The organism is Bradyrhizobium genosp. A, assembly GCF_049949275.1.
In the GTDB taxonomy this organism is placed as follows: Bacteria; Pseudomonadota; Alphaproteobacteria; order Rhizobiales; family Xanthobacteraceae; genus Bradyrhizobium.
Genome location: NZ_CP188196.1, coordinates 459,935 through 482,131, shown reverse-complemented (window position 1 = coordinate 482,131; position 22,197 = coordinate 459,935). Strand labels below are relative to the sequence as shown.

22 protein-coding genes are annotated in these 22,197 nt (G+C 64.8%); 13 read left to right on the top strand and 9 right to left on the bottom strand.

Translation table 11 applies throughout. From position 1 onward, the window contains the following. Positions 1-6: 6 nt before the first annotated feature. The 3 genes from ACP2YP_RS02230 to acnA all read right to left on the bottom strand — a co-directional run bounded on the left by ACP2YP_RS02230 (position 7) and on the right by acnA (position 4,692). Positions 7-378, bottom strand: a complete 372-nt coding sequence (locus tag ACP2YP_RS02230) for a DUF2794 domain-containing protein (RefSeq protein ID WP_426422019.1) — start codon at positions 376-378, stop codon at positions 7-9. Positions 379-979: 601 nt separating this feature from the next. Beyond that, a complete protein-coding gene (locus ACP2YP_RS02225) occupies positions 980-1,759 on the bottom strand; it encodes a DUF1223 domain-containing protein (protein WP_426422018.1) in 780 nt (259 codons plus the stop codon). 212 nt (positions 1,760-1,971) lie between these two features. After that, the gene (acnA, locus tag ACP2YP_RS02220; protein ID WP_426422017.1) at positions 1,972-4,692 is read right to left on the bottom strand and encodes an aconitate hydratase AcnA; all 2,721 of its coding nucleotides are present in this window, start codon (positions 4,690-4,692) and stop codon (positions 1,972-1,974) included. 243 nt (positions 4,693-4,935) lie between these two features. Here acnA and ccmA point away from each other — a divergent pair, with 243 nt between their 5' ends. The 5 genes from ccmA (at position 4,936) to ACP2YP_RS02195 (ending at position 8,091) form a co-directional block, all read left to right on the top strand. Further along, positions 4,936-5,538: a heme ABC exporter ATP-binding protein CcmA gene (gene ccmA / locus ACP2YP_RS02215; RefSeq protein WP_426422016.1), complete on the top strand. Its 603-nt coding sequence runs from the start codon at positions 4,936-4,938 to the stop codon at positions 5,536-5,538. A gap of 250 nt (positions 5,539-5,788) precedes the next feature. After that, positions 5,789-6,457, top strand: a complete 669-nt coding sequence (gene ccmB / locus ACP2YP_RS02210; RefSeq protein WP_426422015.1) for a heme exporter protein CcmB — start codon at positions 5,789-5,791, stop codon at positions 6,455-6,457. 76 nt (positions 6,458-6,533) lie between these two features. Then, positions 6,534-7,319 carry a heme ABC transporter permease gene (locus ACP2YP_RS02205; protein WP_426422014.1) on the top strand — a complete coding sequence of 262 codons (786 nt, stop codon included), beginning with the start codon at positions 6,534-6,536 and terminating at the stop codon, positions 7,317-7,319. Beyond that, on the top strand, positions 7,316-7,501 hold the full coding sequence (gene ccmD / locus ACP2YP_RS02200) for a heme exporter protein CcmD (protein ID WP_426422013.1): 186 nt from the start codon (positions 7,316-7,318) through the stop codon (positions 7,499-7,501). Before ACP2YP_RS02205 ends, ccmD begins: the two co-directional genes overlap by 4 nt. Next, a complete protein-coding gene (locus ACP2YP_RS02195; RefSeq protein WP_426422012.1) occupies positions 7,498-8,091 on the top strand; it encodes a DsbE family thiol:disulfide interchange protein in 594 nt (197 codons plus the stop codon). The genes ccmD and ACP2YP_RS02195 overlap by 4 nt, the downstream gene beginning before the upstream one ends. A gap of 28 nt (positions 8,092-8,119) precedes the next feature. Here ACP2YP_RS02195 and ACP2YP_RS02190 read toward each other — a convergent pair whose 3' ends face one another. The 3 genes from ACP2YP_RS02190 to ftsY all read right to left on the bottom strand — a co-directional run bounded on the left by ACP2YP_RS02190 (position 8,120) and on the right by ftsY (position 11,114). Continuing rightward, positions 8,120-9,334, bottom strand: a complete 1,215-nt coding sequence (locus ACP2YP_RS02190) for a hypothetical protein (RefSeq protein ID WP_426422011.1) — start codon at positions 9,332-9,334, stop codon at positions 8,120-8,122. Between the two features lie 226 nt (positions 9,335-9,560). Then, entirely contained in the window at positions 9,561-10,163 is a 603-nt protein-coding gene (locus ACP2YP_RS02185; RefSeq protein ID WP_148778471.1) for a septation protein A, read from the bottom strand. 3 nt (positions 10,164-10,166) lie between these two features. Then, the gene (ftsY, locus tag ACP2YP_RS02180) at positions 10,167-11,114 is read right to left on the bottom strand and encodes a signal recognition particle-docking protein FtsY (RefSeq protein WP_426422010.1); all 948 of its coding nucleotides are present in this window, start codon (positions 11,112-11,114) and stop codon (positions 10,167-10,169) included. A 47-nt stretch (positions 11,115-11,161) separates the two neighbouring features. On the opposite strand from ftsY, the gene ACP2YP_RS02175 reads away from it, so the two are divergent. Both ACP2YP_RS02175 and ACP2YP_RS02170 read left to right on the top strand, forming a co-directional pair. Then, positions 11,162-11,863, top strand: a complete 702-nt coding sequence (locus ACP2YP_RS02175) for an RluA family pseudouridine synthase (RefSeq protein WP_426422009.1) — start codon at positions 11,162-11,164, stop codon at positions 11,861-11,863. Positions 11,864-12,075: 212 nt separating this feature from the next. After that, entirely contained in the window at positions 12,076-13,185 is a 1,110-nt protein-coding gene (locus tag ACP2YP_RS02170; protein WP_426422008.1) for a DUF2336 domain-containing protein, read from the top strand. A 168-nt stretch (positions 13,186-13,353) separates the two neighbouring features. Here the strand turns inward: ACP2YP_RS02170 and mtaB are convergent, their stop codons facing one another. Further along, positions 13,354-14,607: a tRNA (N(6)-L-threonylcarbamoyladenosine(37)-C(2))-methylthiotransferase MtaB gene (gene mtaB, locus ACP2YP_RS02165; RefSeq protein ID WP_426422007.1), complete on the bottom strand. Its 1,254-nt coding sequence runs from the start codon at positions 14,605-14,607 to the stop codon at positions 13,354-13,356. After that, complete coding sequence (dapF, locus tag ACP2YP_RS02160; RefSeq protein ID WP_426422006.1) at positions 14,607-15,482, bottom strand: diaminopimelate epimerase; 876 nt, start codon at positions 15,480-15,482, stop codon at positions 14,607-14,609. Before dapF ends, mtaB begins: the two co-directional genes overlap by 1 nt. Before the next feature lie 204 nt (positions 15,483-15,686). On the opposite strand from dapF, the gene ACP2YP_RS02155 reads away from it, so the two are divergent. Both ACP2YP_RS02155 and ACP2YP_RS02150 read left to right on the top strand, forming a co-directional pair. Next, entirely contained in the window at positions 15,687-16,454 is a 768-nt protein-coding gene (locus ACP2YP_RS02155) for a GyrI-like domain-containing protein (RefSeq protein WP_426422005.1), read from the top strand. Between the two features lie 5 nt (positions 16,455-16,459). Beyond that, positions 16,460-17,164: an SIMPL domain-containing protein gene (locus tag ACP2YP_RS02150; protein WP_426422004.1), complete on the top strand. Its 705-nt coding sequence runs from the start codon at positions 16,460-16,462 to the stop codon at positions 17,162-17,164. Positions 17,165-17,327: 163 nt separating this feature from the next. Here ACP2YP_RS02150 and ACP2YP_RS02145 read toward each other — a convergent pair whose 3' ends face one another. Continuing rightward, positions 17,328-18,392: an MBL fold metallo-hydrolase gene (locus tag ACP2YP_RS02145; RefSeq protein ID WP_426422003.1), complete on the bottom strand. Its 1,065-nt coding sequence runs from the start codon at positions 18,390-18,392 to the stop codon at positions 17,328-17,330. Positions 18,393-18,787: 395 nt separating this feature from the next. Between ACP2YP_RS02145 and ffh the strand changes: the two genes are divergently transcribed. The 4 genes from ffh to trmD all read left to right on the top strand — a co-directional run bounded on the left by ffh (position 18,788) and on the right by trmD (position 22,099). Further along, a complete protein-coding gene (gene ffh, locus ACP2YP_RS02140; RefSeq protein WP_426426450.1) occupies positions 18,788-20,335 on the top strand; it encodes a signal recognition particle protein in 1,548 nt (515 codons plus the stop codon). Between the two features lie 99 nt (positions 20,336-20,434). Further along, positions 20,435-20,767, top strand: coding sequence for a 30S ribosomal protein S16 (gene rpsP, locus ACP2YP_RS02135; protein WP_014438992.1), 333 nt, complete (start codon positions 20,435-20,437; stop codon positions 20,765-20,767). Positions 20,768-20,776: 9 nt separating this feature from the next. Further along, entirely contained in the window at positions 20,777-21,310 is a 534-nt protein-coding gene (rimM, locus tag ACP2YP_RS02130) for a ribosome maturation factor RimM (protein WP_426422002.1), read from the top strand. Between the two features lie 33 nt (positions 21,311-21,343). After that, positions 21,344-22,099, top strand: coding sequence for a tRNA (guanosine(37)-N1)-methyltransferase TrmD (gene trmD, locus ACP2YP_RS02125; RefSeq protein WP_426422001.1), 756 nt, complete (start codon positions 21,344-21,346; stop codon positions 22,097-22,099). Positions 22,100-22,197 lie beyond the last annotated feature (98 nt).

The window sequence follows — 22,197 nt, the reverse complement described above, 5'->3', positions numbered from 1 at the left end:
TGGTTGCTACACCACCGCCAGTTTCCGGTCGATCACCAGCAGCACGCTGTCGAGCTCGTGGCCGCGGCGCAGGATCAGGCCGGTCGCCGAGATCACGCTGTACATGCCTTGCTTGCGGGCCAGCCGCGGATCTTTCTCGATGCGGTAGATCGGCACTTCGGAGGCGCGACGATAGACCGAGAACACCGCGCGGTCCTTCAGAAAGTCGATGGCATAGTCGCGCCACGCGCCGTCGGCGACCATGCGGCCATAGAGGTTGAGAATTCGGTTCAGCTCGAGCCGGTTGAACGTCACCCGGCTCAGTTGGGCATTCGCAGCGGCGGGGCGCGCCACTGCGCGCTGCTCGCTCGGATCGGCATCCTCCGGCGTCAAACTCATGCAGCGCCTCCTGTCGCATCGGCACGACCCGCCTCCGCGAAGACCGTCCCCGGAGCCGCGGATCATGACAATTGCATGATTGCGCCAACTGTTCCCCGCCGCAAGAGGCTCTTGGAGTGCCCCCGAAGGAACCGCGGTTCACCTCGCCAACGGGTTGCGAATCATGACACATGCAACGGTGGAACTTCTCAGCGACAAACCGTCACGGGATCGTTAGCAGGAATCACAGGATCGCCGCTTTTCCGCCAACCGCCCGCCGCCCTGCACTGCGAAAAGACCTGTGTGCGTTGACCCGGTCCTTTCGGTTCCGGATTCCTCAGCCCCCAGCCCCCCGGGGTCGAACAGGATCGGGTCTGTACGCACGACAAGGAGGGCCAACGCAAGTTGGTCCTTTTTTGTTTGTGTCGGGGTGTTGCTGCCGCGGCGAACTTCTCTCCGAACATTCGCGCGAAATATTCCCTCTGCTCATTCTGAAGAGTCGCGAACCGGCGTCCCGAAGGATCGAGGCCCCGACGCAGCAGCGCGGGCCTGCATGGTTCGAGACGCGCGCAAGGGCGCGCTCCTCACCATGAGGAGATAGAGCGAGCGTACTGTTAGAGAATCAGTGCAGCGACGTGTACGCCGCACCCAGCATCGCACCCGGCTTCTCGCGGCTGCCGTCCTGGATATAAACCACCGCGCCGTCGACGCCATCGCGAGAGGTGAGGTTCTCGAGCGGTACCGTCCAGCTTTCCGGATGTCCGTTCCAGTCACCGACCTTGAGCAGATTGCGCACGACGTTGTGGTAGGTGATCTGCTGTCCGCGATTCTCGCCGCGGCTGATTTCGATCGGCACCGATTTCGCAATCGAGCAGATCCAGACCTCGCCATGCGAGATCGCCGGCTCCTTGCTCGCCGCGACCGACACGTTGATCTGCTTACCCGCGAGCGACATCGTCACCGGCACGCTCATCACGCCCGTGCCCGTGTCCGTCTTGCCGATTGCGTTTTCGATGCCGGACCGGTCGCTGCCGATGACATGCACGGCGCCATTGACCACGACCTGCGGCGTGTAAACCTCGCGGTCACCGCGCATGCGTGAATAGGCGCGCTGCCGCGCCGAGAAACGTGAATCTGCCAGCGTGTCCTTCCAGCCGAGATAATCCCAATAATCGATCGGCATACTTAGCGCGATGATCGACGGATCCTTGGCGAGGTCGCCGATAACTTTGTCGGCCGGCGGGCAGGAGGAGCAGCCCTGGGAGGTGAAGAGCTCGACCACGGCGCGGGGATCGGCCTCGGCGGGACGGATCACGGCGACGACCGCGCAGATGCCGAGTGTTCCCGACCAGAATGCACCGGACCAGCGCGAAACGAAATTAGAAGCCGTCATTCCAGTCATGTCGAACGTCACACCTGATCATTCGTTGAGGGGGATCTTATCGCCTGATGGTCACCGTAGTCTTACGGGCGCAGCACATTCAACCGTCCGAGACGCATTTCTGCCGGACGGGCCCATCCAAAGCCTTAACGCACAAAGGCGGCCCTGTGATAGGCCGCCTTTGTTTAACCTTCTACTCACGTCGCAGTGAGCCACCGTTCACAAATTCGCGCTTAGGCCGCGAGCTTGCGCAGCACGTAGTGCAGAATGCCGCCGTTCCGGTAGTAATCGAGCTCGTCCAGCGTATCGATGCGGCAAAGCAGCGAAACGCGCTGCAACGAACCGTCGCCGGACACGATCTCCGCGGTCAGCTTCTGGCGCGGCTTGAGATCGCCGACCAGGCCACGCAGCGTGACCTTCTCGTCGCCCTTCAGGCCGAGCGACGACCACGATGCGCCGTCCTCGAAGGTCAGCGGCAGCACGCCCATGCCGACCAGGTTGGAGCGATGGATGCGCTCGAAGCTCTGGCAGATCACGGCGCGCACGCCGAGCAGACGGGTGCCCTTCGCAGCCCAGTCGCGCGACGAGCCGTTGCCGTATTCGGCGCCGGCGAACACCACCAGCGGCACCTGCTCCTGCTGGTACTTCATCGCGGCATCGTAGATCGACATCTGCTCGCCATCGGGCCAGTGCTTGGTGAGACCGCCCTCGGGGATATTTCCATCCGCGCCCTTCAGCATGAAGTTCTTGATGCGGATGTTGGCGAAGGTGCCGCGCATCATGACTTCATGATTGCCGCGACGCGTGCCGTACTGGTTGAAGTCGGCCGGACGCACCTGGTGCTCGCTGAGATATTTGCCAGCAGGCGAGGTGAGCTTGATCGAACCGGCCGGCGAGATGTGGTCGGTGGTGATCTTGTCGCCGAACATGGCGAGGATGCGCGCCTCGACGATGTCGGTGACCGGCTCCGGCTCCTTCTTCATGCCGTCGAAGTAGGGCGGGTTCTGCACGTAGGTTGAAGACATGTTCCAGCGATAGGTCTCGCTCTCGACCGTCTTGATCTTGCGCCAGTTGGTGTCGCCCTTGAACACGTCGGCATATTTCTTCTTGAAGATCGATGCGGTCACGAACTTCTTCATGAAGGCGTTGATCTCCTTCGTCGTCGGCCAGATGTCCTTGAGGTACACCGGCTTGCCGTCCTTACCTTCGCCGAGCGGCTCGACGGCGAGGTTCTTGGTGACGCTGCCGGCGAGCGCATGGGCGACAACCAGCGGCGGCGAGGCGAGATAGTTCGCCTGCACGTCAGGCGAGACGCGGCCTTCGAAGTTGCGGTTACCGGAGAGCACGGCAGCAGCGACGATGCCGTTGTCGTTGATCGACTTCGAGATCTCCTCCGGCAGCGGACCGGAATTGCCGATGCAGGTGGTGCAGCCGAAGCCGACCAGGTTGAAGCCGACCTTGTCGAGATCAGCCTGCAGACCGGAATCGGCGAGATAGCCCGCGACCACCTGGCTGCCCGGGGCAAGCGAGGTCTTCACCCACGGCTTTGCCTTGAGGCCCTTCGCCGCAGCGTTACGGGCTAGGAGGCCGGCGCCGATCAAGACGCTCGGGTTCGAGGTATTGGTGCAGGAGGTGATGGCGGCGATCACGACGTCGCCATGACCGAGATCGAACTTCTTGCCTTCGACTTCGAACCGCTTCGCCGGCTCCTCGGCCTTCTTGTACTCGCTGCTGAGCGCGAGCGAGAAACCTTCGGCGACCGACGGCAGCGCGATCCGGCCTTCGGGACGCTTCGGGCCGGCCATCGACGGAACGACATCGGCGAGATCGAGGGTCAGGGTCTCCGTGAACACCGGATCAGCCGACTTGGCGGTGCGGAACAGGCCTTGCGCCTTGGCGTAAGCCTGCACCAGGGCGACGCGCGCCGGGGCGCGACCGGAGGTCTTGAGGTAGTCGATCGCGGCAGCGTCGACCGGGAAGAAGCCGCAGGTGGCGCCATATTCCGGCGCCATGTTGCCGATGGTCGCCTTGTCGGCGACGGAGAGGTTGTCCAGGCCGGGGCCGAAGAACTCGACAAACTTGCCGACCACGCCGAGCTTGCGCAGCATCTGCGTCACGGTCAGCACGAGATCGGTGGCGGTGACGCCTTCCTTGAGCTGGCCCTTCAGCTTGAAGCCGACCACGTTGGGCAGCAGCATCGACAGCGGCTGGCCGAGCATGCAGGCTTCCGCCTCGATGCCGCCGACGCCCCAGCCGAGCACGGCGAGGCCGTTGACCATGGTGGTGTGGGAGTCGGTGCCGACCAGTGAGTCGGGATAGGCGACCTCGAAGGTGCCGGTCTTCTTGCCGACCGTCATCTTCTCCTTTTTGGTCCACACCGTCTGGGAGAGATATTCGAGATTGACCTGGTGGCAGATGCCGGTGCCGGGCGGCACGACGGAGAAGTTCGAGAACGCCTTCTGACCCCACTTCAGGAACTCGTAGCGCTCCTGGTTCTGCTTGTATTCCTCGGCGACGTTCTTGCCGAAAGCCTTGTTGTCACCGAAGAAGTTCACGATCACGGAGTGGTCGATGACGAGATCGACCGGCACCAGCGGGTTGATCTTCTCGGCATCGCCGCCGAGCTTCTGCATCGCGTTGCGCATCGCGGCGAGATCGACGACGGCGGGGACGCCGGTGAAGTCCTGCATCAGCACGCGCGCCGGTCGGAACGCGATCTCATGCTCCAGCGACTTCTTGCGCAGCCACTTCGAGACCGCGACGATGTCTTCCTTCTTGACCGAGCGGCCGTCCTCGTTGCGGAGGAGGTTCTCGAGCAGGACCTTCATCGAATAGGGGAGTTTCGAAATTCCCTTCAGACCATTCTTCTCGGCCGTAGGCAGGCTGTAATAGACATAGGTCTTAGCGCCGACCTTGAGGGTCTTTTTGCATTTGAAGCTGTCGAGCGAGGTCATGTAGGAAATCCCAATTGTTAGTTATACCCGGCAAAGGGTATTTTAACACCGTCAGCGTAACAGGCTGGGGTCGCTTGCAGGGGCAGGTTGAGTTGCTGCATCAAGTAGTTCCGGGCTTATAGAAGCTTTCTAACCGCGCCGCCACAGCCACAATCGAACCCAGCAAGTCGCGAGCCAAAAATTCTGATGCGCTACCCCAAGATTTCCTGAGGCCCGGCTTTGAACGGGTTGGTACCAGGCCAGATGCAGCTGTCCGGACGCAGGGTGATTTGCGTGCGGGGCGGCCGCGAGGTGTTTTCCGGGCTCGATTTCGAGGCGGCCTCCGGCGAAGCCGTGGCGGTCGTCGGCCGCAACGGATCGGGCAAGACCTCGCTGCTGCGGCTGATCGCCGGCCTGCTCATTCCGGCAGGCGGCACAATCGTACTGAACGGGGGCGACGCCGACATGACGCTGCCCGAGCAATGCCATTATCTCGGCCATCGCGATGCCCTCAAGCCGGCGCTGAGCGTGGCGGAAAACCTGTCATTCTGGGCTGATTTTCTCGGCGGCGAGCGTTGTGACGCCGCTGAAAGCCTTGCCACCGTCGGCCTCGACCACGCCACCCATCTGCCCGCGGCCTTCCTGTCGGCCGGCCAGCGCCGCCGGCTGTCGCTGGCCCGGCTGCTGACGATCCGCCGCCCGGTCTGGCTGCTGGACGAGCCGACCAATGCGCTGGATGTCGCCGGCCAGGACATGTTCGGCGTCCTGATGCGCGACCATTTGGCGCGCGGTGGCCTGATCATCGCGGCGACCCACGCCCCGCTCGGGATCGAATCGCGGGAGCTGCGGATCGGGGGGACGGCATGAGGATCGCGGACCCTCAGCTTTCCGAGTGGCTGGGCTCGGCTCTCGCGGTTCCCTCCCCCCTCGCGGGGGAGGGCCAGGGAGGGGGGTGCCGCACGACTCGCTCTCTCGGTTCTAGCGTTGGAGGGGCAGGCGCTCTGTTGCTGGCCTCCCAACTTCCAAAGGCATCTCTCCCGGGGCTACCCCCCTCCCCTGCCCTTCCCCGCAAGGGGGGAGGGAGCGCAGTGCCCTTGGGGCACGAGGGGAGCACCCCATGACCGCCCTCTCCGCTCTCATCCGCCGGGACATCCGAATCGCGCTTCGCGTCGGCGGCGGGGCCTTGATTGGCGTGCTGTTCTTCCTGACCGTGGTGGTGCTGATGCCGTTCGCGGTCGGGCCGGACTTGGCGCAGCTCGCGCGGCTCGGGCCCGCCATCCTCTGGCTCGGAGCCCTGCTGGCCAGCCTGCTGACGCTGGATCGGCTGTTCATGGCCGACCATGAGGACGGCTCGCTCGATTTGATCACGATGAGCCGGACCCCGCTGGAACTGGCGTGCGCGGCCAAGGCGCTGGCGCATTGGCTGGCTGCGGGCCTGCCGCTGATCGTCGCAACTCCCGTGCTGGGCCTGCTGCTCAACCTCGACATGGTCGCAACCGGTGCGGTGGCGTTGACCTTGCTCGCCGGCACCCCGGCGCTGACGTTTACAGGCATGATCGGCGCGGCGCTTGCGGTGACGCTGCATCGCGGCGGGCTGTTGATGGCCGTGCTGGTGCTGCCGCTGTCGATCCCGGTGCTGATCTTCGGGGTTGCGGCCTCGCAGGCCGCGATCACCGGGCCATTGTCATTCGGCGCGCCGTTCTCGATCCTCTGCGCGCTGTCGCTGGTCAGCCTCGTGATCGGCCCGTTCGCGGCAGCCGCAAGCCTGAAACATGGACTGGACTGACCTTGACCCCGATCAACTTTCGCTGCGCGCTTTCATGCTGATTGCGTGAGCAGCCCCCGGTGATTATCAGGATACGATGTCGCTGATCGACCTTGCCAACCCCACAAGGTTCCTCGCGCTGAGTGCGCGGGTGCTGCCGTGGCTCGCGGCCGCGACCGTCATCCTGCTCACGATCGGCCTTTATCAATCCGCCACCGCGCCCGACGATTATCAGCAGGGCGCGACCGTGAAGATCATGTTCATCCACGTGCCCAATGCGTGGCTGTCGATGTTCGTCTGGGGCGTGATGAGCGTCGCCTCGCTCGGCACGCTGGTGTGGCGGCATCCGCTCGCCGACGTCGCCGCCAAAGCCGCCGCACCGATCGGCGCGAGCTTCACATTCCTGGCGTTGCTCACGGGCTCGCTGTGGGGCCGGCCAATGTGGGGCACCTATTGGGAATGGGACGCACGGCTGACCTCGGTGCTGATCCTATTCCTGATGTATCTCGGCCTGATGGCGCTGTGGCGCGCGGTGGAAGATCCCTCGCGCGCGGCACGCGCCGCGGCCGTGCTGACGCTGGTGGGCGCTATCAATCTTCCGATCATCAAATTCTCGGTCGACTGGTGGAACACGCTGCACCAGCCGGCCTCGGTGATGCGGATGGGCGGCTCGACGCTCGACAAATCGTTCCTGATCCCGCTGCTGGTGATGGCGGTCGCATTCACGCTGCTGTTCGTCACGCTTCACTTAGCAGCGATGCGCAACGAGATTTTGCGCCGGCGCGTGCGCTCGCTGCAGATGATGCAAGCCAGTCGCGTAGCGTTTTCAAGCGAAGTGGGCACCGGTTCGCGTGACGAAAACGCGTCAAAAGGGGTTGCGTGATCATGTCGCTTGGTCCCTATGCATCCTTCATCGTGACGTCCTATGCGGCCGCCGCCGTCGTGGTCGCAATCCTGATCGGCTGGGTCGTGCTCGACTATCGCAACCAGACGCAGCGTCTGCGCGAGCTCGACCGCGGCGGCGTCACGCGCCGCTCGGGCCGCAGTGCTGTGGACACACCATGAACGAGCAATCGACCTCGGCACCGCCGCAACGCCGCACCTTCCTGATGGTGCTGCCGCTGCTCGCCTTCATCGCCCTTGCCGTGCTGTTCTGGTTCCGGCTCGGCAGCGGCGATCCTTCGCGAATTCCCTCCGCGCTGATCGGCCGGCCCGCGCCGCAAACCACGCTGCCGCCGCTCGAGGGATTGCAGGCCGACAGCGCACAGGTGCCGGGCTTCGATCCGTCCGCGTTCAAGGGCAAGGTCAGCCTCGTCAATGTCTGGGCCTCCTGGTGCGTGCCCTGTCACGACGAGGCGCCGCTGCTGACTGAGCTTGCCAAGGACAAGCGCTTCCAGCTCGTCGGGATCAATTACAAGGATGCGCCCGACAACGCGCGGCGCTTCCTCGGCCGCTACGGCAACCCGTTCGGCCGCGTCGGCACCGACGCCAACGGCCGCGCCTCGATCGAGTGGGGCGTCTATGGCGTGCCCGAGACATTCGTCGTCGGCCGCGAAGGCACCATCGTCTACAAGCTGGTCGGCCCGATCACGCCGGACAATCTTAAAGCCGTGCTCATGCCCGAACTCGACAGGGCGCTCAAAGCAGGAAGCTGACGCGGACCAGCTTCTCTGCGGACTGAGTTCACGAAACGTTGTCGCGACGATTGGTCGTGTCCGTGTTGCCTGCAAGCAACCCGGTCACGACATCCCAGCCCTTCTCGAACATATGGCCGACCTTGTGGCTGAAGGAATGGTCCGGGCGCAGCCGCGGCGATTCCAGAATGTGCGTCAAGTGCCGGTGATCACCCGGAATGCTGTCGATCTCCGCGTTGATGGCGGCCTGGACGGCTATCATCCGGTCATCCAGGTGCCGGGCCCAGTCGGACCCTTTGAGCTCGATCTGAGTTCTCAGCGCCTTCTCGATCCGGTAGATCTCGCCAACGATCTCCTTCGCCCGCACCGGACGGTTGTTCCTGAGCGCAAAGAGCAAGAGGAGGTGCTTTTCCTCGATCTGATCCAGCACCATCGAAACCGCAATCGCGAAGGGAGACGCCGCAATCCTCGCCGCAGCCCGGTCGTCGGCCGGAACAGTCGCGACGGACAGCAGCTCCCAAGGGGTTTCCAGACGATTCGTGACGATCGTGAGCGCAAACGGCACGGCATCGACGCGCTTGGCCTTGAGCGCGCTCAAGAGGCTAAGGACCCTGGCAAGGCTGGCGCCCTCGAGCCGCGCAATCTTCGGCGCAAGCGCACGGCCGAAATCCTCGAGCTCCCGCTGCATATCGAGATAGCGCAGCATCTTCTTCAGGTCGTCGAACGTCGCATGCGAACTGGTATAGGCCATCAGCCCATCGCGAATGCTGGCAGCGCCCTCGGCAGAGCCAAGCTGGCCGTTGAGGGAGATCAGGACCTTCTTCTGGAACGCTCGGGCCATCTGCCGCACCTCGGGCTGCTTGTCGGCAGAGATGACTTTCTTCGCATTGGCGATGTAGTCGGCGGCCATGCTGCGCAGCAATTGCTCCGTCACAAGGCTCCAGATCGGTGCGAGCGATCCACGGGCGATCTGGCCGCTATTGGCCCGCTCCGGCGCTCTGTCCACCAGGACCGGTTCGAGCGGCTCGAAGAAGTAGCGTGACGGATTTCCGATGCGATAATGATTCTGGCCCGTGGCGCGAAACTCGGCACGCAGCGCCGTGATCAATGGCTCGGAATGCGGAATGTCCTCGCCGAGGAGATGTAGCCGTTCCAATTCGGCAAGCAGGCGGCCCCGGACCTGCGGCGCGAGCTGCCGGAGGTACTGGATCAGCTGTTCAGCGTTGTGGTCCTGTTTTGCGCTCACCACCGGGCCCTCCGGCATGCCATGCTCCTCGGGCGTACGGGTCAATCCGTCTGCGACCTTTCCGGCACGGTAAAGAGCTCAACAATCTCAGCTTGCAGTTACTGAGCAATGAACAATCCTATCGGATTCGTCGCTCGATCCGATCGGCTTCGATTAAAAGAACGCGCGAAGTGCACGTCAGCGTGAATACGCTTGGTCCGGCTAAAGCGAGACGAGATCGTCATCGCGCTTCGGGCTGCTGGCGTCACCCTTTCCTGACGTCCCCCGCCTCCGCCTCGCTGGTCTCCAGCGACACCGGCTCGACACCGTAGCGCTTGGTCAGCGGCATCTGGGCGATGGCGAAGATCATGGTCAGCGGCGTGACACCGAACACCTTGAAGTTCACCCAGAAGTCCGTGCTCTGGGTGCGCCAGACGATCTCGTTCAGCACCGCCATGCCGGCGAAGAATAACGCCCAGCGCAGCGTCAGGATGCGCCAGCCCTGCGGGGTCAAATTGAACATCTGGTCGAACATGACGGCGATGAAGGAGCGGCCGAACAACAGGCCACCGCCGAGGATCGCGGCGAACAGGCCGTAGATGATGGTCGGCTTGACCTTGATGAAGGTCTCGTCGTGCAGCACCAGCGTCAGCGTGCCGAACACCAGCACGATCACGCCTGTCACGATCGCCATGATCGGGATGTGGCGCGTCACCACATAGGAGGCGATCATCGCCGCCACGATCGCGACCATGAAGGCGCCGGTCGCGGCGAACAGATTGAACTTCGCATTGACGAAGAAGAACACGAGCAGCGGACCGAGCTCGGTCGCAAGCTTGAACAGCGGATGCGGCTGGGTCTTGTCCATTCTCTAGCTTTCGATTCCGGCGATCGCACGGGCGAAATCGCGCGCGGTGAACGGCGCGAGATCGTCGACGCCTTCGCCGACGCCGATGAAATGCACCGGCAGTTTGAATTTTTCCGCGAGCGCCACCAGAATGCCGCCGCGCGCGGTGCCGTCGAGCTTGGTCATCACCAGGCCCGTCACCCCTGCGGTGCGATGGAAGGCCTCGACCTGCGACAGCGCGTTCTGGCCGACGGTGGCATCTAATACGAGTAGCACCGCATGCGGCGCCGAAGCGTCCACCTTCCGGATGACGCGCACGACCTTCTCGAGCTCGTTCATCAGCTCGGCCTTGTTCTGCAGGCGGCCGGCGGTGTCGATCAGGAGCACGTCGACGTTCTGCTCCTTCGCCGCCGTCAGTGCGTTGAAGGCGAGGCTCGCCGAGTCCGAGCCCTGTGCGCCTGATATGACCGGCGTCTTCGTCCGTTCGCCCCAGACCTTGAGCTGCTCGATGGCTGCTGCGCGGAACGTATCCCCGGCAGCGAGCATCACCTTGCGGCCTTCGGACGCGAATTTTTGCGACAGCTTGCCGATGGTGGTGGTCTTGCCGGAGCCGTTGACGCCGACCACGAGGATCACGAACGGCTTGTGCGCGGCATCGATCTCGAGCGGCTTCGCCACCGGCGCCAGCACTTTCTCGACCTCGGTCGCGACCACGTCCTTGACCTCGTCGGCCGAGATCGCCTTGTCGTAGCGTCCCGTGCCGACGGCGTCCGCGATCCGCACCGCGACCGAGGTACCGAGATCGGCGCGCAGCAGCACGTCCTCGATGTCGTCGAGCATGGCGCGGTCGAGCTTGCGCTTGGTGACGAGGTCGGCGACCGCGGTCCCGAGCGAGGACGAGGTGCGCTTCAGCCCGTTGGACAGGCGGCGCCACCAGCTCAGCTTGGGGGTCTCGGGGGTGGTATCGTTCATGGTGGCGGTGTGTTAGCCGTTCCCGCTGTTAAACGAAAGTCTTGCAATTGCTCGATGTTCCCGAATTGACCGCTGAAGAGATTTTGGCGCGCGTGCTCCATCGCGACGGCCTGATGCTGGTGATCGACAAGCCCTCCGGCCTGCCGGTGCATCGCGGCCCCAAGGGCGGCGCCAATCTGGAGGCCTCCTTCAACGCGCTCTGTTTCGGCCTGCCGCGGCCGCCGGTGCTCGCCCACCGGCTGGACAAGGACACCTCCGGCTGCCTCGTGCTCGGCCGCCATCGGAAGGCAACCGCATCGCTCGGCCTCCTGTTCAAGCACGGCAAGATCGGCAAAACCTACTGGACCGTGGTCGAGGGCGGGCCTGCCGAGGACGAAGGCACGATCGACATGCCGCTCGGCCGGCTCAATGCCGAGCGTGGCTGGTGGCAGAAGCCCGACCCCGAGGGCCAGAAAGCGATCACCAACTGGAAGGTGATGGGCCGCGGCGACGGGCTGACCTGGCTCGCCATGGAACCGGTCACCGGCCGGACCCATCAATTGCGGGTTCATTCGTCGGCGACCGGCTGGCCGATTTTCGGCGATAACATTTACGGCAACGGCCCGCGCTTCGGCGAGCCGCGGCTGCACCTGCATTCCCGCGAGATCGTGGTGCCGATCTCCCGGAACAAGGAGCCGGTCCGCGTGGTCGCGCCGGCCCCACCCCACATGCATGAGAAGCTCCGCGCCTGCGGCTGGAACGGGGAATAACGCTGCCGGACCCTCATGGTGAGGAGCGCGGAACGCGCGTCTCGAACCATGAAGGCCCGGATGCCGCGGCCATCCTTCGAGACGCCCGCTTCGCGGGCTCCTCAGGATGAGGAGAAGTGCGCCATGGTTTACGAAACGTTCAGTGCTTGTCGCTAATGATAGCGGTTGCTTAGAACAAGCTTCCGCCATCCGCTCAGGACGAGCCACGCGTCATGTCCACAGCCGAACTATCGATCATCGACGAAGTCGAATCCGCGATTCGACTCGGCTCGGCCGAAAAGGGCCTGGAAACGGCCCGGCGCGTCACCGAGCTGTTCCTGTCCTCCGCCGGCAGTTTTGACAACGAGCAGATCGCATTGTTCGATGACGTGCTCGAGCGCCTGATCGGCACCATCGAGCTGCGCGCCATCGCCGACATGGGCGCGCGCGTTGCGCTCGCCGAAATCAGCGCCCAGCTTGCGCCGGTCGCGCAGGCGCCGCCCTCCGTCATCCGCCGCCTCGCCAACAACGACGAGATCCGCATCGCTGGTCCCGTGCTGCAGGAATCCGCGCGCCTCGACGATGGCGAGCTGGTGAAGATCGCATCATCCAAAGGCGAGCCGCATCTGCTCGCGGTCGCCGGCCGCTGGTGGCTGAAGGAGATCGTCACCGACGCGTTGCTGGCGCGCCGCTATCCCAGTGTCAGCCGCCGTATCGCCGCCAATCCCGGCGCGCGCGTCTCGGGTAACGGCTTTGCCGTCATCGTCGGACAGGCCGAGTCCGATCCCGAGCTCGCCGTCAGCGTCGGCGTCCGCGTCGACCTGCCGTCGGACCTGCGCCGCCAATTGCTGCGTTCGGCGACGGACACGGTGCGCACGCGATTGCTGTCGCGCGCGCCGCCCGATCTGTTCGATGAAATCCAGGGCGCGATTGCCGCCGTCACCGTCGGCGTCGAGCGCGAGATGTCGGGTGTCCGCGATTTCGAGGGCGCCAAGCGGGCGATTGCAAATCTCAAGGCATCCGGCCAGCTCAATGAGGCGACGCTGCTCGGCTTCGCCAGGCAGCGGCGCTATGAGGAGACCGTGGCCGCTCTGGCGGCGCTGTCAGGATCGACCGTCGAGGTGATTCGTCCGCTGATGCAGAGCCTGCGCGAGGACGGTCTGCTGGTGCCGTGCAAGGCGGCACAGCTGAGCTGGGAAACGACTGCCGCCGTGCTCGAAAGCCGTTTTGCGACAGGTGCGATGAAGCCGGCGGATGTTGCGAGGGCGCAGAGCAATTTTGCGCGCATGTCGCCGGAGAATGCCAGACGCACGCTGCGCTTCTGGCAGGTGCGGGCGTCGTAGTTTTCCCTCTCCCCCTGTGGGAGAGGGTGGCTCGCCGCACAGCGGCGAGACGGGTGAGGGGTCTCTCTCCGCGCGTGAGCCTCTCGCAATCGAGTTCGCTGAAGCAACCCCTCATCCAGCGCTTCGCGCCACCTTCTCCCACAAGGGGAGAAGGAAGAAGGCGGCGGACTATGTGGTCAGCCGCTCGCCATCACTGCCGGCAATCATACGCGGCACGACGCTGCCGACGCGCTCGCCCGCAATCGCCACCGGCAGATAGTGCTCCGTGCGCCCCTGCGCCTCGCTCTCGATCAGCACATCGCGCGTTGCGCCGATTTCGGCTTGCAGCCGCTGGCGCAACGCTGCCTCGCCCGCTGCGCGCAGCCGCTTCGCGCGTTCCTTGATCGTACCGCCCGCGACCTGCGGCATCCGCGCGGCCGGCGTGCCGGGGCGTGGGGAATACGGGAAGACGTGGAGAAACGTCAGGCCGCACTCTTCGACCAGATCGAGCGAGCGCGAGAACATCTCATCCGTCTCGGTCGGAAAACCCGCGATGATATCAGCGCCGAAGGCGATGTCGGGGCGCAGGCGGCGCACCTGGTCGCAGAACGCAATCGCATCCTGCCGCGAATGCCGCCGCTTCATGCGCTTCAAGATCATGTCGTCGCCGGATTGCAGCGACAGATGAAGATGCGGCATCAGGCGCGAATCGTCGGCGATGGCGTCGAGCAGATCGCTATCCGCCTCGATCGAATCGATCGAGGAGATGCGCAGCCGCTTCAGCTCCGGCACATGCCGCAGGATCTGCCTGGTCAGCAGGCCGAGTTTTGGCGCGCCCGGCAGATCGGCGCCGTAGCTGGTGAGATCGACGCCGGTGAGCACGATCTCGGCATGGCCGCGCTCGACCAGCGCCCGCACCTGATCGACCACCGCGCCCATCGGCACCGAGCGCGAATTGCCGCGGCCATAGGGGATGATGCAGAAGGTGCAGCGATGGTCGCAACCGTTCTGCACCTGCACGAACACGCGCGGCATGCCGCTCGCATAGCCGTCGATCAGATGCGGGGCCATCTCCTTCACGGCCATGATATCGCTCACCGCGATCTTCTCGCTGGCGCCGATATCGAAGGCGTCGCGCGCCTGGCGCCACGCATCGCCGCGCATCTTGTCGTCATTGCCGACGACGCGATCGACCTCGGGCATGTCGGCGAACATGCCGCTCTGCGTCTGCGCCGCGCAGCCGGTGACGACGATGCGCGTACCGGGCCGCTCACGCTTCAACTTGCGGATCGACTGCCGTGCCTGCGCCACCGCCTCGTTGGTGACGGCGCAGCTGTTGATGACGATGGTATCGGACAGGCCCGCGCCCTCCGCCTCGCGACGGATCACCTCGGCCTCGAAGGCGTTGAGGCGGCAGCCGAAGCTGACGATGTCGACGGCCATCAGCCGACCGGCGCGAACAGCGCCGGATCGAAATGGCCTTCATATTCGAAGGTCGCCGTGCCCGTCATCAGCACGTGGTCGTCGCGCTCGCGCCATTCGATGCCGAGCTTGCCGCCGGGCAGCGTCATCTCGACCTTGCGCTCGGTGCGCTTCAGGCGCGCAGCCGCAACCGCGGTCGCACAAGCCGCAGAGCCGCAGGCCCTGGTGAGACCCGCGCCGCGCTCCCAGGTGCGCATGGTGATGTGCTCACGATCGGCAATATCGGCGAGCGTGATGTTGGCGCGGTCGGGGAAGATCGGGTGATTTTCCAGCAGCGGACCAAAACGCTCGAGATCATAGGCATTGACGTCGTCGACCCAGAAGATCGCGTGCGGATTGCCCATGCTGACCACCGAGGGCGAATGCAGGATCGGCTTGTCGATCGGCCCGATCTGCAGTTCGATGTAGCGGGTGTCGCGAAACTCCTCCGCCAGCGGAATGTCCTGCCATCCGAACTTCGGCGCGCCCATGTCGACGGTGTAGAGATCGGGCGCTGGGCCCTGCCAGGCATTGAGCAGGCCGGCCGCGGTCTCGAACGTCGCCGTGGTCTGGCCGCTCTTCTCGAAGATGCGGCGAACCACGCACCGCATGCCGTTGCCGCAGGCGCCGGCTTCCGAGCCGTCATTGTTGTAGATGCTGATGAAGGCTTCGGTGCCGTCGAGCCGCGGCTTCTGCAGCACCATGAGCTGGTCATAGGGCACGCCGCCGTGCGCGGAGGCCACCGCACGGGCGTCGGCCGACGTGATCCGGCCGGCGGAATCGCGCATGTCGACAACGACGATCTCGTTGCCGATGCCGTTCATCTTGGCAAATGCGTGGTTGGCCAGCGCGCTCATGAAAATTCCCGAATTTCGCCTGCCTTATATGGCGATCCTTGCCGGCTTGGCCAGAGATTTGGCGGGGACCCATGACGCATCTGTCATGGGACGAATTTGGCGCTCGCGTGTTAGAACGGCGCAGTTCGCGCGAACCGGGATGCGCGACCGGATTGGGCCCCTGGTGGATAAGGCCTTGATACGGAAGATATTGGGGAGAATAGAATGTTTGGGTTTCGTCGTTTTGCTCTGGTTGCGCTGGTCCCGGCAGCGGCCTTGTCGCTTGGCCTGTCCGGGGCCCTCGCGCAGACCCCGAGCCCGGCGCCCGCCGCATCGGCAAGTCCCTCGCCAGCCCCGTCAGCCGCCCCCTCTCCGGCCGCTAGCGCTTCGCCCGCACCGGGAGCAATGCCGTCTCCGGCGGCCAGTGCCTCGCCAACGCCTGCAACATCGCCATCCCCCGCGGCCAGCGCCTCACCGAGCCCGGCGGCTCCGCCACCTGCAGCGGCCGCCAGCCCCGCCCCGGTCCAGACCGCCGATCCCTTCGGCCAGGAGACCACGCTCGAGCCCAAGAAGGTCGTGATGGTCAAGGGCACCGCCAATTGGGACTCGGCCTTCGACACCCTGGTCGACGCCTTCAAGGCGTTGAACGCGCTGCTCGACAAGCAGGGCATCACGCACGCCGGCAATTCGATGATCGTCTACACCTCCACAGACGACACCGGCTTCACCTTCCTCGCCGAGATCCCGGTCGAGCAGGATCCGAAGAACCTGACCAAGGACATGAGCATCGGCAAATCGCCGGAGGGCAAGGCGCTGAAATTCGTCCATCGCGGCTCCTACGACAACATGGACAACACCTATGAGGCGATCACCAATCACCTCGACGACAAGAAGCTGGAAGCCAAGGATACGTTCATCGAGGAGTACCTCACCGATCCCCTGAAGACGGCTGAGGACAAGCTCGTGATCAACGTGTTCGTGCCGCTGAAGTGAGACCGATGAAAAAGCCTGTCGCCCTCGCCGCCATTTTCGCCGCCACAATGCTGGCAGCTCCTGCGCTCGCCGACGATTTTCCGTCCGCCATTACGGTGAACGGCGAAGCCACGATTTCCGCGGCGCCCGATCTCGCCCAGATCGATGCCGGCGTCGCCAGTGACGCCAAGTCGGCGAAGGAAGCGTCCGATGCCAACAACGCCGCGATGGGCAAGGTGCTGCTGGCACTGAAGGGCGCCGGCATCGCCGAGAAGGATTACCAGACCTCACGCCTGTCGCTGCAGCCGCAATATGCGCCGAACCGTTCGAACGGCGCCTCGCCGATCGTCAGCTTCCGCGCCTCCAATCGCGTCACGGTGAAGATTCGGGACGTGACCAAGGTCGCCGGCATCATCGACACGCTGGTCAGCGCCGGCGCGAATGATATCGGCAACATCTCGTTTGAAGTGACGCAGGCCTCAAAGCTGCTCGACGACGCCCGCGAGCAGGCCGTCGCCGACGCCCGCGGCAAGGCCGAGATTTACGCCAAGGCGACCGGTGTCACGCTGGGAGCGCCGCTCAGCGTCGCCGAAGGCGGCGCCCCGATGCCTTTGTTCAAGGGCCGCATGGCTACTGCGCCGATGGCAGCACCGGCTGCCGTTGCGCCCGGCGAGGAGACGCTGTCGGTGACGGTGAATGTGAGCTGGGCGATTAAGCCCAAGGAGCAGTAGGTCTCGTGTCCCGGACGCGCTGCAACGCGCGAGCGTTGCTGCGCAGAGCCGGGACCCAGCGAGCAACACGGTGCAATACGGCGACACGGGCCCCGGCTCTGCAGCGCACCGTCGAAGAGACGCTGCGCTGCGTCGGGGGCACGAGCTGTGTGCGAGAAGAGACTTAAATCTCCACCACCTGCCCCGGTTTCATCGCCACGAACCGCTCCTGCGGAATCTTCGCCGCATCCAGCGCCTCGACCAGCGCCTTGGCCGGCGCGTCGATCGCTTCGTCGGTGAGCTGGAACGTGCCGTGATGATGGCCAAGCGCCTGTTGCGCGCCGCAATCATCTAGCGCCTTCACCGCGTCTTCCGGGTTCATGTGCTGGTCACGCATGAACCAGCGCGGCTCGTAGGCGCCGATGGGGAGGATCGCCAGACGCAGTGGCCCGTGCTTCTCGGCGACGCGGCGGAAGTGCCCGCCATCGCCATAGCCGGAATCGCAGACGACGTAGATCTTGCCGGCCGGGGTCTCCAGCACAAAGCTCGCCCACAGCGCCTTGTTGCGGTCGGAGAGCCCGCGCGCCGTCCAGTGCCGCGTGGGCACAAGGTGCACGGCGATGCCGCCGCCGAGATCGACGCGGTCGTGCCAGTCGAATGCCTCCGCCTTGATTGTGGAATCAGCGCTGCGCATCGTGACGTCGTTGCCGAACGGGGTGACCACGCGCGGCGCGAAATTCTTGGCGAGCCGCGACAGCGTCGCGACGTCGAGGTGATCGTAGTGCCCGTGCGAGACCAGCACGACGTCGATCTTCGGCAGCCTCTCGAAGGCGATGCCGGGATCGTTGTGCCGCTTCGGTCCGGCCCACCCCACCGGCGAGACCCGCATCGACCAGACGGGATCGACGAGGATGTTGAGGCCGCTGGTCTGGATCAGCCAGCTGGCGTGGCCGACGAAGGAGAGCCGCACCTTGCCGCCGTCGACGCGCGCCGGCGGGGTATCGGCATGAGGGCTGGGGGCCCAATCCGGCCATTTCGCGCGCTCCCGTCCGCCGCTGAATTGCCAGCGCAGCACTTCGCGGAGCGACTTTGGCGGCGAGCCGTCCGGATCGAAGAAGTGCAGGCCATTAAAATGGTCGGAGACGGGACCGTCATAGGTTTTCATGCGGGAGATCCAGAGAGACGGGACGCCGACCAGCGTGCCTGCTCCGGCAACGAGTCCGATGATGCGGCGGCGGCTAATCGGCACGGTGCGGACTTAGAGATGGTTAAGACGGTAAGACATCACCGCCTATATGGGCGGAGCCAACGGAAAAGGAACCCATCGTCGAAAATGTCATATTTTCAAGGCCTTGCCTTCAAAAACGGCTGCCGCCACCCTAACTTTCCTTGACTTTCGGGCGCCAGCGGCGTTTAACCCGCCCACCTTCTCGGAAAGGCTTTCTTTTCGACCCGCCCACTGGCCCTGGAGGCCAGAGGCCAACGCCCGACAGCGCGATGCGCCCTCGGGCGTAAAGATGTTTGGAAGATCCTCATCCTGAGGAGCCGCGAAGCGGCGTCTCGAAGGATGAGACCACGACGGCACCCTTCGAGACGCAGGCTTCGCCTGCTCCTCAGGGTGAGGGCAAGAACAGGACAACGGCATTGTTCGACAATCTGTCGGAACGGCTTGGCGGCATTCTCGATCGTCTGACGGGGCGCGGTGCGCTGACCGAGAAGGACGTCGACGCCGCGATGCGCGAGGTGCGCCGCGCGCTGCTCGAGGCCGACGTCGCGCTCGAGGTCGTGCGCAGCTTCACCGAACGCGTCCGCGAACAGGCAATCGGCGCCACCGTCGTCAAGTCGGTGACGCCCGGCCAGATGGTGGTCAAGATCGTCCATGACGAGCTGATCAACACGCTCGGCGCGGAAAGCCAGACCATCGACGTCAATTCCGTGCCGCCGGTGCCGATCATGATGGTCGGCCTGCAAGGCTCGGGTAAGACCACCACCACTGCAAAGCTCGCCCGCCGCCTGGTCCAGCGCGACAAGCGCAAGGTGCTGATGGCCTCGCTCGACGTCTATCGTCCGGCGGCGATGGAGCAGCTGGCCGTGCTCGGCCGCGACCTCGACATTCCGACGCTGCCGATCGTCGCCGGCCAGCAGCCGCCGCAAATCGCCAAGCGCGCGCTGGAAGCCGGCAAGCTCGGCGGCTACGACATCGTGCTGCTCGATACCGCCGGCCGCACCACGCTCGATGAAGAGATGATGGCGGAAGCAGCCGCGATCAAAGCGGCTGCGAACCCGCATGAAGTGCTGCTGGTCGCGGACTCGCTCACCGGCCAGGACGCGGTGAATCTGGCGCGCGCGTTCGATCAGCGCGTCGGCCTCACCGGCATCGTGCTGACGCGCGTCGACGGCGACGGCCGCGGCGGCGCTGCGCTGTCGATGCGCGCGGTCACCGGCAAGCCGATCAAGCTGATCGGCACCGGTGAAAAGACCGATGCGCTGGAAGATTTCCACCCCGATCGTATCGCCGGCCGCATCCTTGGCATGGGCGACGTGGTGTCGCTGGTCGAACGTGCTGCCGCCAATATCGACGCCGAGAAGGCCGCGCGCACCGCCGAGCGCATGCGCAAGGGTCAGTTCGACCTGAACGACATGCGCGAGCAGTTGCTGCAGATGGCCAGTATGGGCGGCATCAGCGGCCTGATGGGCATGATGCCCGGCATCGCCAAGATGAAGAACCAGATCGCGGCCGCCGGCATCGACGACAAGATCCTGAAGCGCCAGGTCGCGGTGATCGATTCCATGACGCGGGACGAGCGCCGTCATCCCGACCTGCTCAAGGCCAGCCGCAAGAAGCGTATCGCCGCGGGCTCCGGCCAGAGCGTCGAGCAGGTCAACAAGCTCCTGAAGATGCACCGGAACATGGCCGACGTGATGAAGGCCATGGGCTCGGGCAAGCGCGGCCCGCTTGCCGGCATCGCGCAGGCCATGGGCTTTGGCGGCGGCATGAAGATGCCGTCTCCGGACGAGATGAAGGCACTGCAGGAGAAGATGCAGGGCGGCGGCGGACAGGGTCTGCCCAGCCTGCCGAAGGATTTGCCGGCCGGTCTTCGCACCGGTCTGCCGAACGTTCCAGGACTGACCGGACTGAGCGGCAAGCCGACGCTGCCGGGTCTCGGGGGCTTTCCCGGCAAGAAGAAATGAGGAATTCGTCGCGAGGGATCGCATCGGTCTCACGCAACGCGGAATACCAATCAACCGAACAAAACGTACTTTGCAAACCGTACTTCGAAGGAGAACTGAATGTCCGTCGTTATCCGCCTCGCGCGCGCAGGCACCAAGAAGCGTCCCGTCTATCACGTCGTCGTCGCCGACTCGCGCTTCCCGCGGGATGGCCGCTTCATCGAGCGCCTCGGCTATTTCAACCCGCTGCTGCCGAAGGACAACGAGACCCGCCTGAAGCTCGACATGGACAAGGTGAAGGCCTGGCTCGCCAAGGGCGCGCAGCCGTCGGACCGCGTGTCGCGTTTCCTCGACGCCGCCGGCGTCAAGAAGCGCGAAGCGCGCAACAACCCCGAGAAGGCCGTGCCGCGCAAGGAGCGCAAGGCGCAGGCCGAAGCAGCTGCGAAGGGCTAAGGCTCATCCATGTCGGCGCTGATCTGCGTCGCGCGGATCGGCGCCGCGCATGGTGTGCGCGGCGCGGTCAAATTGTGGACCTTCACCGAAGATCCCTTTGCCGTGAAGCGCTACGGTCCGCTTCTCTCCAGGGACGGCAAGCGCCAGTTCGAGTTGGCGCAGGCACGTGAAGCCAAGGATCATCTGGTCGCGACGTTCAAGGGCGTCACGACCCGCGATGAGGCCGAGCGCCTCAACGGAATCGAACTCTACGTCGCGCGCGAAAAGCTGCCCGCGACCGATCAGGACGAATATTACCACGCCGATCTGATCGGGCTCGCTGCCGTCACCGCTGATGGCGATGCGCTCGGTCGCGTGCTCGCAATCCATAATTTCGGTGCCGGCGACATCATCGAGATCGCGCCCCCCAAGGGCACGACGATGCTGCTGCCGTTCACCAACGCAGTGGTGCCCGAGGTCGATATCGCCGGCGGCCGCGTCGTGATCGCGACGCCGCAGGAGATCGAGGGCGACGATCCCTCCGGCGAAGGCGGGGACCCATAACCACAGGCCGCGGTTTTGGCTAAGCTGACTGACATGACCAACCCCTCACCCTGGCGCGCGACCGTCCTCACGCTATTTCCGGAGATGTTTCCGGGGCCGCTCGGCGTGAGTCTCGCTGGCCGGGCGCTGGCCTCCGGCCTCTGGCAGATCGAGGCAAGGGACATCAGGGCTTCCGCCACGGACCGCCACCGCAGCGTCGATGACACCCCCGCCGGCGGCGGCCCGGGCATGGTGCTGCGGGCGGATGTTCTCGCTGCGGCGATCGATGCCGCCGAGATCAGGCCGGACCGCCCGAAACTGCTGATGAGCCCGCGCGGTCGGCCATTGACCCAGGCTCGTGTCGCCGAGCTCGCCCAGGGCCCCGGCCCCCTGATCGTCTGCGGGCGGTTCGAAGGGATCGACCAGCGGGTGATCGACGGGCGCGGCCTGGAGGAAATCTCGATTGGCGATTACGTGCTGTCCGGGGGCGAAATCGCAGCTCTTGCGCTGATCGACGCCTGCGTTCGGCTGCTGCCGGGGGTGATGGGCAAGGAAGCCTCTGGAACTGAAGAGAGTTTTTCGGACGGCCTGCTCGAATACCCCCAATACACCCGGCCACAGCTGTTCGAAGGGGTTCCGATCCCGGAGATCCTGACCTCCGGGGACCATGCCAAGGTCGCGGCCTGGCGGCGGGCGCAATCCGAGGCCCTGACGGCGGTCCGGCGGCCCGATTTATGGGCCCAAATCCCGCCCAAGGCCCCGAATCGGCCCGGACGCCAAAAAACGCCAAAAAACAAGACAGACGGGTGACAAACGCTCCGGCTTGCCTTATAGGAGCGGCCACATCCGCAATGGCTGGATAGACGAATTTCGCGCAGCCCCCGTTTCGCAAGGCTGGGCGCGCCGAT